The organism is Neobacillus sp. KR4-4, assembly GCF_042136325.1.
In the GTDB taxonomy this organism is placed as follows: Bacteria; Bacillota; Bacilli; order Bacillales; family Cytobacillaceae; genus Neobacillus.
On record NZ_JBHHJU010000045.1, the window covers coordinates 13,616 to 30,144 of the forward strand.

Genomic DNA, 16,529 nt, shown 5'->3' on the forward strand with positions numbered 1-16,529 from the left:
TTATTACAATAAAAGTGTAAAGAGAGTTTACAAAAACGTTAGAGGGGGCAAAAGGAAATAAAAGATAATCATTTTTACTTCAAGAAATGAAACCGCCATCAAGTTTTTGAAAAAGAATAGAAACATTAGAGGAAAATTATCAATGAATGTATGGTAGCCTAATAGCCCATTAGGGGGATTACCATTTATTAAGAATGCAGTCAAAAATAAAGGAGGCTGGTTAAGGTGAAGAAAAAGGGAATCCTAACGGTAGTTTCATTACTTTTAGTATTATCTATCTTTTTATCGGGTTGTTCGGGAGAAAAAACAGGAAGTTCAGAAACAAAAGGTGATAATAAAACCATTACGGTCCTCGTTGAAGGGGGAAGCCCGGCCTTTAAGGTTGCAAAAGAAACAGCCGCAGAATTTAAACAGAAAACAGGCTACGAAGTTAAAATTGAATCCGTTCCATATACAGGAGTTTATGACAAACTTAAGGCAGAGGTAGCTTCACGGGCAGGGGCTTTCGATGTTGCAACCATCGATATACTTTGGTTTCCTGCTCTAGCTGGCGGACTTCTGCCATTAGAAGATCTCATGACAGATGACCTTAAAAATGATTTATTCCCAGGATTAGTAGAAGGCGGAAGTTATCAGAATAAGGTTTATGGAATGCCGGTATGGACGAACGCCAAAAATTTAATCTACCGTAAAGACCTTTTCGAAGATGAAAAGAATAAAGCCGATTTTAAAGCAAAGTATGGATATGATTTACATCCGCCAACAACATGGGATGAATATCGGGATGTAGCCAAGTTTTTTACTAGAGATACAGATAATGATAGAAAAGTAGATTTGTACGGAACTACGGTATTTGGTGCGAACAATGGGGATGCGGTAGCCAGCTGGCTGGATCATGCAGCCCAAGCAGGTGCGAAACCATTGGTTGTTGGTGATAATGGCAAAGTTCTTGTTAATACAAAACCGTATGTTGATTCCTTGCAATTTTTAGTTGACCTTTTGAAAAAAGATCAATCGGTTCCACCAGGTGCACTAGAAATGGCATCTGCAGAAACTTCTGAGCTATTTTGGAATGGAAAATCTGCCATGATGCTTGCTTGGGGTCACTTCTATGTCCCTTCAAATGACCCTAAACAATCAAAGGTTGCAAGAAAAGTTGGAAGTGCCCCAATGATTGGCGGCGGAGCAGGAATAGGTGCTGTCCCAGGTCCTTGGTACCAGGTTATCCCTAGTTCTTCCAAAAAACAAGAGATTGCCAAAGAGTATCTCAACTTCATCTATGAAAAGAATGAACTATTTATGAAATCATTGGGGGTAGCAGCGAGAAAATCCGTTTTTGAAAGTTATAGTACACAGCAGGGCTATGAACATTTGAAACCGCTTATGACGACATTAAGCGGACCACAAACGCAAAATCGACCTGCTATTAAGGAATGGCAAGAAATCGAAAGTGAAGCACTCATCCCAGCCGTGCAATATGCACTTTCTGGAGAAAAAACACCTCAAGAAGCACTAGATTGGGCAGCAGATGTAATCAAAGATTTATTGCCGCCACAATAAACTGAAACGTACTTAATAGAACCTCTTCATACAGATATCTAATCCATGAAGGGGTTCTAAAAAATATATTGATAGAAAGGAGCGGTTTTTTTGAGACTGAAAAATGGGGCATTATCGACGATCTTTTTCTTTCCTGCAGGGATCTTTATGTTGGTATTTCTGGTCTATCCAATCTTTCTTTTAATTAGAGACAGTTTTTATAAGATTGATATCATTAATCCTTCATTGCGAGAATTTGTTGGTTTTGCAAACTATACAAACTCGTTGACTTCCGAACGATTTTTAAAAGCGCTTTGGAACACAGTCGTTTATATAGGAGTAGCGGTGGGTTTCGAGTTTATCATCGGGCTTATCCTTGCTTTGCTTCTAAGCAATGCTTTTAAAGGAAGCCAATTTATTCGGACACTATTGTTAAGCCCGCTTATGCTGGCACCTTTAGTTACAGGAATCATTTGGAAATTTATGCTTAATGACCAATTCGGCATTATCAACTGGGGGCTTTATAAACTTGGAATACTTTCTGACCCGCATCAAATACTCTGGTTATCAGACTCCCGTTTTGCACTCTATTCTACGATTATTGCAGACATTTGGTTAACAACGCCTTTCATTATGCTCGTTCTATTAGCAGGTATTAAAGGAATCCCGATTAGTTTATATGAATCTGCTGAAATGGATGGGGCCAATAAATGGCATAAGTTCCGTTACATTACTTTCCCTTCTCTTATCCCAGTAGCAACAGTAGCATTATTAATTCGCATTATTGATGCTGCCAGAACATTCGATATTGTCTGGGTGCTTACGCAAGGGGGACCAGGTTTTTCTTCCGAATTGCTAAGTACATATATGTATAAGACATTGACCCGTTATGGAGAGGTTGGGCAGTCAAGCGCAATGGCAGTCATCTTTATCATCATTTTATTATTCCTAAGTTCTTTCTTTATTACAAAAATGTGGTCACCTAGGAGAAGACATTCATGATGATAGGAGAGGTGAAATAGAAATGGCCCATATACCATTAAAAGAAACGATTGCAGAAAAACCAGTTTGGTTTGCAACTTTACATGTTAAACATAAAATATGGACGCTGATTGTTTTGTTTACCACTTGCTTGCTGGCTTTATTATTCTTAGGTCCGTATATCTATCTATTATTAACATCATTGAAACCATCCGCAGAGGCAGTTTCGGTGCCGCCGACTTTATGGCCCTCGCAATTTTCACTGGAAAATTATATAAAAATGTTTGATTACTTGCCTATAGGAAAATATTTTCTAAATAGCTTTATTACAGCGGGTGCCAGCACCATTTTAAGTGTGTTTTTTGGGGCCATGGCTGCATATGGAATTTCTAGATTTTCTTCCATAACAGGAAGCTACTTTTTGTTATTCACCTTAGTGATCAGAATGGTACCTATGATTAGTATTGCAATTCCTATGTATATGATTGTAAAAAGTATGGGCTTAATTGATACCCATTTTGCCTTAATATTGGTGTATACCAGCTTAAATGTTCCGTTTGCTATTTGGTTAATGATTGGTTTTTTTGACTCAGTTCCAAAAGAATTTGATGAAGCGGCCAGGGTGGATGGATGCAGCTGGATTGGAGCCTTTATCAGAATTATTCTTCCGGTGTCACTCCCTGGACTGGCAACGACAGCTATCTTTACTTTTATGTTAGCATGGAATGATTTCTTGTTCTCGCTACTCATGACCAGTACGAATGCCAAAACGGCAACAGTAGGGATTTCAGAATTTTTAACCGCTTATAATCTTGATTTAGGACCAATGACAGCTGCTGCCATCTCATTTAGTCTGCCTGTTATGATATTCTCCTTTTTCGTACAACGCTATATTGTAAGTGGCATGACTTTAGGTGCCGTGAAAGAATAACAATTTGATAATAAAAGCAATTTGCGGAGTGAAGTACTTATGTTCGATGTAACAGCTATTGGTGAGTTATTAATTGATTTTACTCAAACTAGAAATCCTGAGGATGAGACGGTTTCTTTTGTTCAGAATCCTGGCGGAGCCCCAGCGAATGTACTGGCGGCATTGGCAAAATTTAATCGAAAGCCTGCGTTTATCGGAAAGGTAGGAAACGATTCCTTTGGACATTTCCTAGAGCAGGTGTTAATTGATTGTGGAATCCATACTAGTTGATCATGCCAAGGAAATGATGAAAAAAGGACTACTGAATTCAGATATAGTGAAATTATCGGAAGAATTTGGAATAAAAGTGTTTAAATCAACTAAAAAAGAAACAATGATAGGTTATAATGTTGAAAAAGAAGAAATGTATATATCGAAGAAACTCGGGTGAAACCTCTTTTAATAGATTCTTTTCATCTATCGATCTTGCAGCGGTAAAAGCCCCAAACCATCGTATAAAATTTTCATGTCTTTGTGGACCGTTCTACAATTGAGGTTTTTTCTAATATTGGAGAAATAGCCATGACCAGTCTGATCTTCCCTGACTCATTTAGTAAGGGTATTGAGTTGTTTTCGAATGGCGGAAATGTAAAGCTACTCTCTCTGGATGTCTATTGGTTAAAGTAATGTGTCCATGGGACGGTTCTGATGGTCACTCTAACCAAAGCTTTAGATCCTCTAGAACCGTCCCCGTGGATCTGGACAAAATCTTAAACTAAATTGATAGGAGAATATATTTATGGCTAGTAAAAATTATTACGACGTAACAGAGTGGCCTGTCGGTAATCCCTATGAGGATATTGGTGAGGTAATCAATAGCATTATAGCAGATATTAAAAGTAGGCAATCGGACGCTGATTTGAATAAAGGCGGAAAGCCGGGTGCGGTTATCTATATTCCACCGGGAGATTATCATCTTAGTAGTCAAGTAGTTATAGACATCAGTTATCTTAAAATTATGGGTTCTGGACACGGGTTTACATCTTCGAGTATTCGTTTTAATACTTCTGAGAATGAATGGGCGGATTTGCATGAATTGTGGCCGGGAGGAAGTCGCATACTCGTAGATATTCCCCTTGAAGTAAATGACGAGGAATATAAAGGAGCTGCATTTTATGTTGAACGAAGTGGAAATCCCCGAATAAGTTCAGTAGAGTTTTCTGACTTTTGTATTGATGGTTTGCATTTTATTGAAGATGGCTCAGGAGAAACAAATCCGGAGAACACATACACCAACGGGAAAACGGGAATTTATGTTGCAAGTGCTTGTGACTCATTTCGGATTACAGGCATGGGGTTGGTGTATTTAGAGCATGGAATTACTATTTATCATGCAGATGCACTGACTATACATGATAATTTCATAGCTGAATGTGGAAACTGTGTAGAGCTGCGAGGTTGGGGACAGGCTTCAAAAATAACCGATAACTTGATAGGAGCCGGTTTTAAAGGATATTCAATTTACGCTCAAAATTTTGGTGGACTTTTGATTACAGCGAATAATGTTTTTCCACGAGGTGCGAGCAGTATCTATTTTGATGGTGTGACTCGTTCTAGTATCACAAATAATAGACTTCATTCATTTTATCCAGGAATGGTGGTATTCAGGGGGAATTGTTCGGAAAATTTGGTTTCTTCAAATCACTTTTTACGTGACCATGAACCTTGGACTCCTTTTCTGGGAATAGACAATGGTTTAGATGATTTGTATGGTCTCCTCTATATCAGTGGCAATAATAATTCTGTAATTGCTAATCACTTTTCTGAAGTAATTAATACTCAGAACATCAAGCCGGTAGGTGCAACACCTGTAATCATACGTATTGTTTCGGGTAATGGAAATTATATTTCTAATAATCATGTTGTTGCCACGGAGGTTCATGCCAAGATAAGTGATTCTTGTTTCTCTGCGCAAGTAGAAGCTTTGTTAACTACCGAAGCATCAGAACCGCTTACCGTAACAACAGTATTGATAGAAAAAGAGTCGCTTCAAAATACGATTCTTGATTCGGGAAGTGATGCTCAGGTTGTTATGGATAAGACTGTAAATGCATTCAGAGCCACTCCCACGCCAGGTGCTTCCTAGTGCTATCACCAGAGTAAGCACAACCATGGACAAAATTCTTAAAGCTGGAGAAACATAATGACTAACCTAATGAGACTCATCGACTCTCCAATTAAGCGTAAAATTATCTTATTAGCTTTGTTTTCAGCCCTAATCCCTTTACTTGTTATTGGTCCTTTTACGTTCATTTATTTTAATAAAGTAATAGAAAATAAAGTATCTTCCACGATTGATAACTTCTTAACTATTGTCGATTGGAATATTAACTCATTTGGAAGCAATGTAGAGAATCTATCTAATGACATTTTTCTTTCGGATGAAATTCAGGACTATTTATTCTATAAAAAAACAGATGCAAAGTTATACAGGTTGGAGACGTCATCTCTAGAAAACTTGAATAATATAACGGTGGTAAACAATCCCTATATTAATGCCATCTACGTTGGGAATGAAAATCACGGCTTTTTGAAAGTAAACCGCGGGGAACAAAATTTGAAGAATGATATCTATCAAACGATAAAAAAGTCCAATATCTATCCGCGTTTACTCCATAGCGAATGGCAGGGTGAATGGTTAAATGGAAGTAATACAAAACTTGTTAAAGGTGCTAACCAATCTTTACTATACGGAAGAAATATTCGAGATCTTGGAACGAAGGAACAAATGGGGCTGGTTCTGATCGATCTTGATCCAGCGTATTTTGATAATATGTTTAAAAATAGTAACCCTCCAGGCGATATTTTAATACTGGATGGGGATAAAATTTTGTTCTCTAGCAATCATAGTTTCTCTTCATCTCAGGTAGCCAAAATCATTCAAAGTCGTGAGAAAAGCGGAACCATTAAAAAAGTAATGAATGGAACGCAATATTTCTTTAATTATCATACAAACAAAAAAACAAATTGGGATGTTGTCAGTATTATCCCCTATGAAAATATTGTTCGTGAGGTCAATCAACTTCGATTAGTAACGATTTCTTTATTAGTGATGGCATTAATGTTCTCCTTAATTATTGCCTTATTTATTACCAGGAGAATTACAAATCAGTTAAGTTTGCTGCGCATGGTTACTGAAAAAATGGAAAAACGAGAGACTGTAGTAGGTATTCATTTTAATAATGAGGATGAACTTGGAGAAATCGGGAACAAGATTGTTCACCTTTATAATTGGAATAATGATTTAACTAAAAGGTTATATAAATCACAGATTAAGGAAAAGGAAGCAGAGCTATTAGCCTTGCAAAGCCACATTAATCCACATTTTTTATATAACACATTGAACACTATTTATTGGATGGCAGAGAAAGTAAAAGCAAAACAAATAGCAAAAATTGCGATTAATTTGTCAAAAATTTTTAGACTTACCTTAAATGATGGAAGTCATATTACCTCCGTAAAGAATGAAATGGATCAAGTAAAGAGTTATATGGATATCCAAAATATTCGTTTTGACCAAAAAATCCACTACACAATTACGATTGAACCTGAAATCATGGAAGAAAGTATCATTAAATTGCTGTTACAGCCCATTGTAGAAAACTCTGTTTACCATGGGTTAGAACATCAGGAAAGCGGAACCATCATGATTGAAGGCATTAAGGTCGCAGATGGTCTACTTTTCATTATTCGTGATACAGGAAAAGGATTTGACATGAATGAAGTAGATATTAACAAAAAGGGCTATGCTTTGAAAAATATTAATGAACGATTGAAACTTTATTATGGAATAGAATATGGATTAAAGATTAAGAGTGAAATAGGAAAGGGAACTACCGTTTATCTTAAGGTTGGCCTAAAGAACGACGGAATTACTCATAACAATCTTTAAGGAGTTATCAATTATGTATAAACTTTTAATTGTTGATGATGAAAAAATTGTAATTGAAGGCTTAAAATCAGCCACTAACTGGAAGGATCATCACATTGAAATTGTAGGATCTGCCTTAGACGGAGAAGAAGCACTTAAAGAAATCATGAATAAAAAGCCTGATATTGTGTTAGTAGATATAAGAATGCCTAAATTAAATGGATTGGATTTAATTCAAGAAACAAAGGCTCTTAATCTTGATGCGGTTTTTATCATTATAAGCGGTTATTCAAAGTTTGATTACGCCAAAAGGGCTATTCAACTCGAGGCAATCGACTATCTAGTTAAACCTATTGAAGTAGAAGAAATTGTTCATTCTATTAAAAATGCCATTTTAAAACTAGAAAAAATAAAAAATGAAAAACAAGCAACTGAGCGGATTAATGAATATCAAATGGCTTTAGAAGAAAAGCGTGTCCTTGATTACATTTTAGGCCAAAGATTTGTTGTGCCGGAAAAGGACCAAAAGCTACAAAGTTTTTCTTTTTTAAACATCGGATTGAGGGGGGTTGACTGGGATGATTCAAATGCCACTGAAAAAATTCAAGCTTCCTTAGAGTGTTTAAAAAGCCTATTGGAAAACAGGAAGATACAGAACTTTGTCTACACGATTGATAGTGAAATTGTCATCATGATTTCAAACGCTGGTTCAGAGCTAGGGAATGACTTGGTTCAGGATCTTGTGTCATTGCTTTTTCATGAAATGAACATAAGACCGATGGTTGGAGTAAGTAATATCTATGTAACTATTTCGGGCATAAAGAAAGCCTATAGTGAAGCAAAAGAAGCGTTGAAAAATGGTATATTTTCAAACCAGTTAATAACCTATTATAAAGAATTAGAAACGTTCAATCATTCCTTTGGTAATCGTATTATTGAAAAAATTGATACATTTTTTAATGGAAAAGGCCCAGACCTTCTTAGCAACATGAATCTTTTCATGGACCAAGTTTTTCTCGATTGCCAAAAGAGTAGCCTCCCCCCAGAAAAAACAAAATACGTCTGTTTTAAAATCGTTAATCATTTCTTGGAATATATCGAAAGTGAATATGAAATAAATAAAAGCGGCGGCGAACGATACTTAGTTTACCAAGAATTAAATCAACTGCAGTCTTTTGAAGAAATCAGAGTTTGGCTAGAACAATTTATTGGGCAATCCAATGCTAATTTAAATGAAAATCACGTGTCATATAATGAAAAATTAATCATCGATTTAAAAAGTTTCATTAATGCTAATTATAAAGAACCAATTGTTTTAGATGATTTAGGCAAGCTATTCCATAAGAACCCTGCCTACCTTTGTAACTTGTTTTCTAAGGCAGTTGGCAGCACCATCTTTGAATATATTACAAAGGTCAGATTAAATAATGCCAAAAAACTGTTAAGAACCACCAATTTAAAGGTATCCGAGATTTGTAAACAGGTAGGCTACGAAAATCAAAAATACTTTAATCAAGTATTCAAGAAAAATATCGGAACAACCCCAGGTCTCTATCGTTCACAGCACATACTAAAGTAAATGTTGGATGAGAGTAATTTGTTGGGGGAGAACACATGAATTTATGTGCTCGGACGAGTGTTATTTAGAGTACCCGCTTGAATCAATGTGCGAAATGGAGAATAATTCAATTAAGCTCCTGGAGGCGATTGGTAAATGAATAGACAAAGGATGAATCTTCGAAATATCTTCACAGAAATAGTAGCGAGACTTATTTTCTGAGTTCTCTATATATGCAATGTTTTTATATCCTTCTCCTTTCCTTCTAAAGTGGTCTGCCTCCTAGATTGCCAGACCACTTCGTAGCTTAGTCATACGGAACTAGGCTATTTTATTAAACAAAAAGCACCACAAATACGGTGCAAATTTATATACATAATATTGTACATTTTGAACATATTCGGATGATCATACAAAAGCGTAAAGGTGGAGCTAACTTAAAAGATGAATATAATGATATTTTTTCAAAAATGAATGGAAAAACATTTATAGATAATGTGTTAATCCCGTATAGCGAATATACTTAAAGTTGGCAGATTATCAGAAAAAAATGAAGAGAGTCTCAATTCTTAGATCTATGGATTGGATTGTCTAGACATGCGTCTTTTTTACATTTAGCATTCGATATGCAACGTTTGATTTCATTACGTTGATCCAATTACTCATCAACTTCGTGAAGCAGTAAAGCCTTGCGAGTTTAATCGGGTTGCATTCGAGGATGTGGTTGGAGTAGGTGGACTTAAGAGAATAAGATGAATAGTTTTATCCTCTTTTCTTAAAAAGCTTTGTAAAAAGGTCACGAAAAAAGTTCTTTTTAGGTTTTTCGACCAGATTATCAACCAGATTATCAACAGTGTGCTGATGATGTTTGGTGAAAAAATTCCAAATGATTTCTGTTGCATTTGGCCCTAATGGGTCGGTATATGAACCATTTAAGCTCCCGCCAGACCATGCGTGCCCCATTTGATCGATGATCCATAGTTCCATTAAAAGTTCACCGCCCCCATCACCGTATACATGTTTAGTACAACTTTTTCCATTGATAAGGTCTGATTTGACCTGGTGAGGTGTAATATCAGCTCTTCCTCTACCACCTTCCACAAGAAAATTAGTTTGTGCCCACTGTATGATAACCTGTTGTCCATTAATGGGATGTACAACTGTATCGCAGATACCATGGAAAACAATAACAGGCATTTTCTTCTTGAACTTTCCCATTTCCTGAAAGGCGCTGTTACCACATGCATAGGGGTCCGAAACGCCTTTTTGCATGCTTTCTTTAGCAGCCTTAGCCATTGGATCGGTTAGAAAAAATACATTCGCAGCATCATAGGGAAGTCCCGCACACACTCCGATACCGCTAAATACATCTGGATAGGTAACTCCAAGAATGCAAGCAAGTGCCGCACCTGCAGATAAACCAACTGCGTACACCTTACTTGAATCAATGCGGTATGTACCTTTAATCTGATTAATGATCGCATTAATTAACTTGGGATGTCCCTCTCCACGGTGCTGATTTTTATCCAAAAACCAGTTCCAGCAGCCAAAAGGGTTATAAGCAGCCGGATTCGAAGGATTAAACAGGTGATTCATGTCAGGATAGAGTACGAGAAAGTTTTCTTTTTCAGCAAGCTCGTTCATATTTGTTCCAGCAGCAAAATCATCCGGATCTTGTTCACATCCATGAAGCATCACCATCAAAGGAGTATCTTTTTCCGCTTGATATTCGCTCGGAACATAAAGTTTGTACCTAAAACCCTTATATGAAAAATTTAGAAATTCCCCCAACTTTATCAACCCTCCTTAACTAAAACTACATGTTTCCATTATACTTCTACATGTTCCTATTTTTATCGAAAGAAGCATTCCATTCAATATTTGATGCAATAACATGCTGCTCAACCTCCTACTATGTATTTTAAGGGACGAAAGAGGAAAGTAAATCCTTCTATTTTCCTTTAGCCATTATATCTAAAGTAATTCAGCTTTTTTAGGTAAATACCCAGTAAGATTGCGAATCAATTCACTTAAAGTAACTGGGTGCAAGAGTTCAAGATGAGATTGCTGCGGCGGTCTTTCTTGTTCAGCTAACGGTGCAGGTTAGTGAATAAAGAAATGGTAAAAGGATTTAAAAAGAGGCAAAATAAAGGTAGTAAAGTTTAATATGTTAAAGTAAAAGTAGGAGATGGTGATATGTCAGAAGATGAATTATTCTCAAATAAGGCATCTAATGTTTATGAAATATATTCCAGAATACTCGATTTATTGAAAGAAATTGGACCTTTTGAAATTGAGTTTAAAAAGACTTCTATACATCTTTTGAATAAATCTGCCTTCGGAGGAGTTCATCCAAAAAAGAAATGGTTAGATTTTAATTTAGTAACAAACCATCAAATTGAACACGAGAAGATTACTAAAATTGAACAAGTTTCAAAAAACAGATTTCACAATAACTTTAGATTTCATAGTGAAGACGAACTAAATCAAGAGTTTTTAGTTCTTTTAAAAGAATCATATCAATTAATGAGTTAATTAGAAAAAGGATAATGAAAAAAACATTGGAATATCAGATATTCTTTCATCGAATGGGCTTTCCTCATCACTGTTTAAACTATACAGAAAAAAATTAGGGAAAGAGGTGTAACGATGAATTAGCATACTCATTCCCTGTTTATATCACGGTCATCAAAGAATATTTAAGTACCCATTTAATTCTGAGGGATCTTGGTTATACACAAGTTTCCATGCCTCAAGGAGAGTTTCTTTTGTTACTTTTAGTGCCGGTACAGCTACATAAGCCGGTGCTGGTTTGCCGAGCAGTGCATAACCGGCCAGGATCGCCTCGGCCACTCCTTGATGGTAGGGCATCTGCGAACCCGAGCCCTTGATAAGTTTATCTTTAGCAATTTCTATAGCGGTATTGGTACTCAAATCGATTGTCGTAATAACTAAATCATGTTTTCCTAGGGCACGGGCTGAGGCCATAGCACCTTCCGCTACCAAATCCCATACAACAAAGATTCCCTTCAAATCGAGGTGTTGAGAAATCATAGCGTCTGTAAGCTCTTTCCCATCATTCGGACTAGTAAAACCGCTGCGGACTACGATTTGAATATCAGGATAACTTTCTCTAATCGTTTTTTCAAAAGCCATTAATCTTTGTTTCGTTACAAAAAAATCAGCATCGTAGTATATGACCCCAATCTTGCCTTTAAAACCTATTTTCTCTGCCATAATGTCGGCTGCATAAGACCCGTTTCCATAATTGTCGGCTGAAACGACGCTTACATAATCCTTACCCGCTTCCAACCCGTATGGTGTATTGTCCATAAAAACCAGCTTCACACCTGATTGAGCTGCGGTTTGAAAGGCACCCGCGGTTGATAACGGATCGATTGGAAGACTAACAATAATATCCGGTTTTTTTGCTAATATCTCTTGAATGTCTACAACTTGCTTTTCCCAGTTCAGTTCGGCATCAGTTACAGCCACGACCCTAATCCCCATTTTATTAAAAGTTGTCTTCAATCCTTCAATTTGTGCTCTTGCCCAATTATTCCCGGTATAGTGCATGGCAATAGCAGCTGTATAGTTCTTTTCTCTTAGCTTTTTTAAATCTTTCATAGACAACTGCAATGTCTTGGCAGATACCGCTTCCTCTCCATTTGGTCCGGTACTTAAAATTTTATGTTCGGGTATATTTTGATTAATTGTACTAGTTAAAGTTTCGTAAATAGTTGTTAAGAACTCCTTTACATTAATAGGTTTTGTCAGATAATTATCAAACCCCTTGCCTAATGTCTGCTGGATGTCCTGAGGCATGGCATTGGCACTGACAGCAATAATCGCTATATCCTTCGTGTTTTCATCCTGTTTTATAAGGTCAAACACCTCATAGCCATGCATATCTGGGAGGTTAAGATCTAGTAGAATTAAATCTACTTTTTCAGTCCTAGCCAGTGCCAATCCTTCTTTTCCGGAACGAGCAGTTAAGATCGTATAGGATGGCTGGGATTTCAGGATGTTTTTCACAAGGTGTAAGTTAGATTCATTATCTTCCACATACAGCAAACCATAGTGATCTGACTTAGGATTCTTTGTTGGTAAATCCATCACTTCTTCCCCCCATTTCATCGCGGTCGTTAAATCATGGGGAAGGGGGAGGCTAAAGCGAAAATCGCTGCCGATTCCTTTTTGGCTCGTTACACTAATTTTTCCACTCATAAGTTGGACAAGTTGCTTTACTAAAGACAATCCAATGCCCGTACCTTCCTCTTGTGTCCCTTCAATCCGATAGAATGGGACAAACACTTTCTGATATTCTTCCACTGAAAGCCCGACTCCTGTATCCGCGATATGAATAACAGCCTCGTTTTGTTTCATATAAGAGAAAATCATGACTTTGCCGTCTTCCCGGTTATATTTGATGGCATTATCGAGAAGATTAAGAAGGATTTGTTTCAGGCGAATCGGATCGGCAAGAACGGTTACGGTTTCCGAATGGTCCATTTGATTATGAATTGTAATTCCTTTTTTCATGGCAAGCGGCAACACGATATGGATACATTCATTGATAATGGTCAGCAGATCTACCTCTTCAATTGAAATTTTTAATTGGCCTGTATCGATTCTGGATAAATCTAAAATATCATTAATTAAGCTTAATAGATGCTTCCCTCCGCTTAAGATCTCTTGGACAAAGTCCTGCTGCTCCTCATTTAGGGTTTCATCTATTTCTAATAGCTGGGCAAAACCAAGGATTCCGTTCAAAGGGGTCCGGAGTTCATGACTCATTTTGGAAAGAAAGTCTGATTTGGTTAGGTTTGCTTTTTCCGCCGCTTCTTTAGCCTGAATGATTGTTTGTTCCATCTTTTTTCGTTCGGTAATATCCGATATGGTCACAAGCGCGGCTTGTTCCCCGTCATTATGTAATTTAAGTGGTTTTGAAGTAATGGAAAGCCATTTTGTCCCATTATTTCGATCGCTTACTCCCAAGACATAATCATGGAAAGGAATCCCCTGTTCGAGGGTGATGATTCCAGGCAATTCTGAATAGGGCAGGGAGGATCCGTCTTCTTTTACATAATCTAATTTGCTTACATTTGCTTCCGTTAATATATCGGATTTAATACCAAGTACTTTTTCAACATTTTCATTAAGCGCAATGATTCTGCCCGACTTTTTATGAATAATGACGCATTCAGACATGGTTTGTAAAACTTCTTTATATAAATTTTCGTTAGGGGTGATTTCCATTGTTATACCCTGCCTTCCGAAAGAATAGTCATGGATTTTCCTGAAGCCATAGCTTTAGTATAGTCCACGGTAATTCTTCTTTAAAACTGCAAAAAACCACCACACCTATTTAATCATAAAATACTTCCTATACTGCTTAAACTGCCTTATACTGAGAGTAGTTAGTTTGACAGCGATTCCAATAGTAATTTGTTAGCTATTAATTTTTATATTAATGTTCCACTTAAATAGAAGCTTTTAATATGAGGTGATCTTTTGAGAGTTTTAATTGCAGAGGACCATGCACCATCGAGAAAACTATTGAAGCATCTCATTAAACCTTTGCAGAGTTATGAAATGGTTGGAGAAGCCGTTAATGGTGAGGATTTAATTTGCAAGGTGACGATAGAAAAGCCAGACATCATTTTGGTAGATATTAATATGCCATTGTTGAATGGGATGGAAGCGGTGAAATCTTGTAAAAAAGTAGTTCCGTCATTGCAAGTTATCTTTATCACCGGGCATGATGAGTTTGCCTTAGAAGCCTTTAGTGTAAATGCAATCGATTACATTGTCAAACCTATTGACCGTGACCGTCTTTATGCAGCATTAGGACGAGCAGCTGCACTTGCTAAGACTCCAGCTGAAAGCAAGCGCCCAACCGTTAAGAAGGATTTAATGGTTAAACAGTCCAATCAGTTTTCTTTTATCCCGTTAGATGACATTATTTTTATTGAACGAGCGGACCGAAAGGCCGTCATCCATACAATTGATCAAAAAGTAGAGGTAAATGAGGCGCTAACGAATCTTGAAGAACTCCTTGATTCCCGTTTCGTAGCCTCCCATCGTTCCTATATTATTAATTTGCAATATTTAAAGAGGATTGAAACGACAGGGCAAACGTACAAAGCATATTTTAAAAATTATGAGGAGACAGCAAAAGTTTCCAAGAATAAGTTAGCAGAATTACAAAAAAATAAATCGTTGTGAGGTCCGGGTTTATCGGACCTCAATTTTTTTGTTTTTTTAAAAAATTTATGATTTTATTGTTCGAATGAACGATGATTGTGTCTAAAAGGATAGAAAACGATTACAGTTGGAAAAAAACCTTGTCAGAAGATGATTAGACGACAATTTTGTAATCGATTACAATTCAAATATAGAAACAAGAAAGGACAAATCACAAAGATGGTAGGGATTGTAGATGTTAGCAAAGAAGGAAATTGTTTCTGCTAAAACCATTCTAGTTGTTGTGCCTGACATTACAAATCCGTTTTTTTCAAAGGTGTTTAGGGGGATTGAAGCAGTAGCGGTTACAAATGGATATCAAGTTATACTCGGCGATACAGACAATGATCTGGAAAGAGAAAAGTGGTTTTTAAACCTTTTGGATCAAAAAAAAGCAGATGGAATCGCTTTATTAACTGCCCAAACGGATGCAGCAACCGTTGAAGAGGCGGCCCAAAAATTTCCGTTGGTCCTTGCGTGTGAGTATATGGAAGGTTCCAACATCACCACTGTTTCGATTGATAACATAAGCGGTGCAAGAAATGCAACGGAATATTTAATCGATTTGGGACACGAAAGAATTGGCTGCATTATTGGACCTCTTAATAGTGTCTTGAACCGAGACCGTCTCAAAGGATTTTATCAAGCAATGTCAAGCAACAACCTTATCGTGGATCCTGTGTTAGTCCAGGAAGGTGATTTCTCTTTTGAAAGCGGTTTTAACCTTATGATGAAGTTTTTTGCCATTGGTCAACTCCCATCTGCGATTTTCGCTGCCAATGATGAAATGGCAATGGGAGTCATTAAAGCGATTAAATCTAAGGGACTTAAGGTGCCAGAGGATATTTCGGTTCTCGGTTTTGATAATCTGAAATTCTCGTCCATATTCGAACCAGGTCTGACAACGATTGCCCAGCCCGCGTTTGAAATTGGTGAGAAAGTGGCGGAATTACTATTGAAGCTCATCAACAAAGAGGAAATCAAACACGAGCAAATGTTTTTAGCTAACCAGTTGATTGTAAGACAGTCTTGTCAGCAGTATGCGAAAATTTTTTAGAAAAAATGTAATCTATTACATTTTTTGAAGCCCATAGAAGCCTGGTTTTATAACTTAAATGAATGTAATCCATTACTAGTAATATTCTATTAAGCTTACATTTATGAAAAGGGGGTGGTGCCACACTTATAGATTGTAAGGTGGTACCGACAAATAAAGAGCTTCAACTAAATAACTACTATGGTAGTGTCAAAACTTCTATGAAAAAGTGACCTGAAGTTTTTTTCTTCTCTCTTTTTTGTAGTGGAGGTACCCGCAATCGCTCTTGACAAACACACCAATGGTTTGAGGTTCCTTTAACAAGGGC

General features: G+C 36.9%; 13 protein-coding genes and 1 pseudogene. 12 read left to right on the forward strand and 2 right to left on the reverse strand.

What is annotated here, in order from left to right; genetic code table 11:
- Window positions 1-225: 225 nt before the first annotated feature.
- The 9 genes and pseudogenes from ACE198_RS26845 to ACE198_RS26885 all read left to right on the forward strand — a co-directional run bounded on the left by ACE198_RS26845 (window position 226) and on the right by ACE198_RS26885 (window position 8,940).
- A complete protein-coding gene (locus ACE198_RS26845) occupies window positions 226-1,560 on the forward strand; it encodes an ABC transporter substrate-binding protein (RefSeq protein WP_375377656.1) in 1,335 nt (444 codons plus the stop codon).
- A 90-nt stretch (window positions 1,561-1,650) separates the two neighbouring features.
- On the forward strand, window positions 1,651-2,541 hold the full coding sequence (locus ACE198_RS26850; protein WP_251459207.1) for a carbohydrate ABC transporter permease: 891 nt from the start codon (window positions 1,651-1,653) through the stop codon (window positions 2,539-2,541).
- A gap of 22 nt (window positions 2,542-2,563) precedes the next feature.
- Entirely contained in the window at window positions 2,564-3,451 is an 888-nt protein-coding gene (locus tag ACE198_RS26855) for a carbohydrate ABC transporter permease (RefSeq protein WP_375377657.1), read from the forward strand.
- A 39-nt stretch (window positions 3,452-3,490) separates the two neighbouring features.
- On the forward strand, window positions 3,491-3,721 hold the full coding sequence (locus ACE198_RS26860) for a PfkB family carbohydrate kinase (protein WP_375377658.1): 231 nt from the start codon (window positions 3,491-3,493) through the stop codon (window positions 3,719-3,721).
- The gene (locus tag ACE198_RS26865; protein WP_375377659.1) at window positions 3,702-3,881 is read left to right on the forward strand and encodes a hypothetical protein; all 180 of its coding nucleotides are present in this window, start codon (window positions 3,702-3,704) and stop codon (window positions 3,879-3,881) included. Before ACE198_RS26860 ends, ACE198_RS26865 begins: the two co-directional genes overlap by 20 nt.
- Before the next feature lie 80 nt (window positions 3,882-3,961).
- Window positions 3,962-4,117 (forward strand): annotated as a pseudogene (locus ACE198_RS26870) (glycoside hydrolase family 32 C-terminal domain-containing protein); the annotation flags it as partial.
- A gap of 112 nt (window positions 4,118-4,229) precedes the next feature.
- Window positions 4,230-5,576, forward strand: coding sequence for a NosD domain-containing protein (locus ACE198_RS26875; RefSeq protein ID WP_375377661.1), 1,347 nt, complete (start codon window positions 4,230-4,232; stop codon window positions 5,574-5,576).
- Window positions 5,577-5,633: 57 nt separating this feature from the next.
- Window positions 5,634-7,382, forward strand: coding sequence for a cache domain-containing sensor histidine kinase (locus ACE198_RS26880; RefSeq protein WP_375377662.1), 1,749 nt, complete (start codon window positions 5,634-5,636; stop codon window positions 7,380-7,382).
- A gap of 13 nt (window positions 7,383-7,395) precedes the next feature.
- On the forward strand, window positions 7,396-8,940 hold the full coding sequence (locus ACE198_RS26885) for a response regulator (protein WP_375377663.1): 1,545 nt from the start codon (window positions 7,396-7,398) through the stop codon (window positions 8,938-8,940).
- A 741-nt stretch (window positions 8,941-9,681) separates the two neighbouring features.
- Here ACE198_RS26885 and ACE198_RS26890 read toward each other — a convergent pair.
- A complete protein-coding gene (locus ACE198_RS26890; RefSeq protein ID WP_375377664.1) occupies window positions 9,682-10,710 on the reverse strand; it encodes an extracellular catalytic domain type 1 short-chain-length polyhydroxyalkanoate depolymerase in 1,029 nt (342 codons plus the stop codon).
- Between the two features lie 405 nt (window positions 10,711-11,115).
- Here ACE198_RS26890 and ACE198_RS26895 point away from each other — a divergent pair, with 405 nt between their 5' ends.
- On the forward strand, window positions 11,116-11,454 hold the full coding sequence (locus ACE198_RS26895; RefSeq protein ID WP_375377665.1) for a DUF5655 domain-containing protein: 339 nt from the start codon (window positions 11,116-11,118) through the stop codon (window positions 11,452-11,454).
- Between the two features lie 153 nt (window positions 11,455-11,607).
- Here ACE198_RS26895 and ACE198_RS26900 read toward each other — a convergent pair whose 3' ends face one another.
- Window positions 11,608-14,178 carry a substrate-binding domain-containing protein gene (locus ACE198_RS26900; RefSeq protein ID WP_375377666.1) on the reverse strand — a complete coding sequence of 857 codons (2,571 nt, stop codon included), beginning with the start codon at window positions 14,176-14,178 and terminating at the stop codon, window positions 11,608-11,610.
- Window positions 14,179-14,433: 255 nt separating this feature from the next.
- Here ACE198_RS26900 and ACE198_RS26905 point away from each other — a divergent pair, with 255 nt between their 5' ends.
- Complete coding sequence (locus ACE198_RS26905) at window positions 14,434-15,147, forward strand: LytR/AlgR family response regulator transcription factor (protein ID WP_375377667.1); 714 nt, start codon at window positions 14,434-14,436, stop codon at window positions 15,145-15,147.
- A 214-nt stretch (window positions 15,148-15,361) separates the two neighbouring features.
- Window positions 15,362-16,222, forward strand: a complete 861-nt coding sequence (locus ACE198_RS26910) for a substrate-binding domain-containing protein (RefSeq protein WP_375377668.1) — start codon at window positions 15,362-15,364, stop codon at window positions 16,220-16,222.
- Window positions 16,223-16,529: the final 307 nt, after the last annotated feature.

Coding starts and splice junctions, on each gene's coding strand:
- ACE198_RS26855 (WP_375377657.1), top strand. CDS start 2,564: ATGGCCCATATACCATTAAAAGAAACGATTGCAGAAAAACCAGTTTGG.
- ACE198_RS26860 (WP_375377658.1), top strand. CDS start 3,491: ATGTTCGATGTAACAGCTATTGGTGAGTTATTAATTGATTTTACTCAA.
- ACE198_RS26875 (WP_375377661.1), top strand. CDS start 4,230: ATGGCTAGTAAAAATTATTACGACGTAACAGAGTGGCCTGTCGGTAAT.
- ACE198_RS26880 (WP_375377662.1), top strand. CDS start 5,634: ATGACTAACCTAATGAGACTCATCGACTCTCCAATTAAGCGTAAAATT.
- ACE198_RS26885 (WP_375377663.1), top strand. CDS start 7,396: ATGTATAAACTTTTAATTGTTGATGATGAAAAAATTGTAATTGAAGGC.
- ACE198_RS26895 (WP_375377665.1), top strand. CDS start 11,116: ATGTCAGAAGATGAATTATTCTCAAATAAGGCATCTAATGTTTATGAA.
- ACE198_RS26900 (WP_375377666.1), bottom strand. CDS start 14,178: ATGGAAATCACCCCTAACGAAAATTTATATAAAGAAGTTTTACAAACC.
- ACE198_RS26910 (WP_375377668.1), top strand. CDS start 15,362: ATGTTAGCAAAGAAGGAAATTGTTTCTGCTAAAACCATTCTAGTTGTT.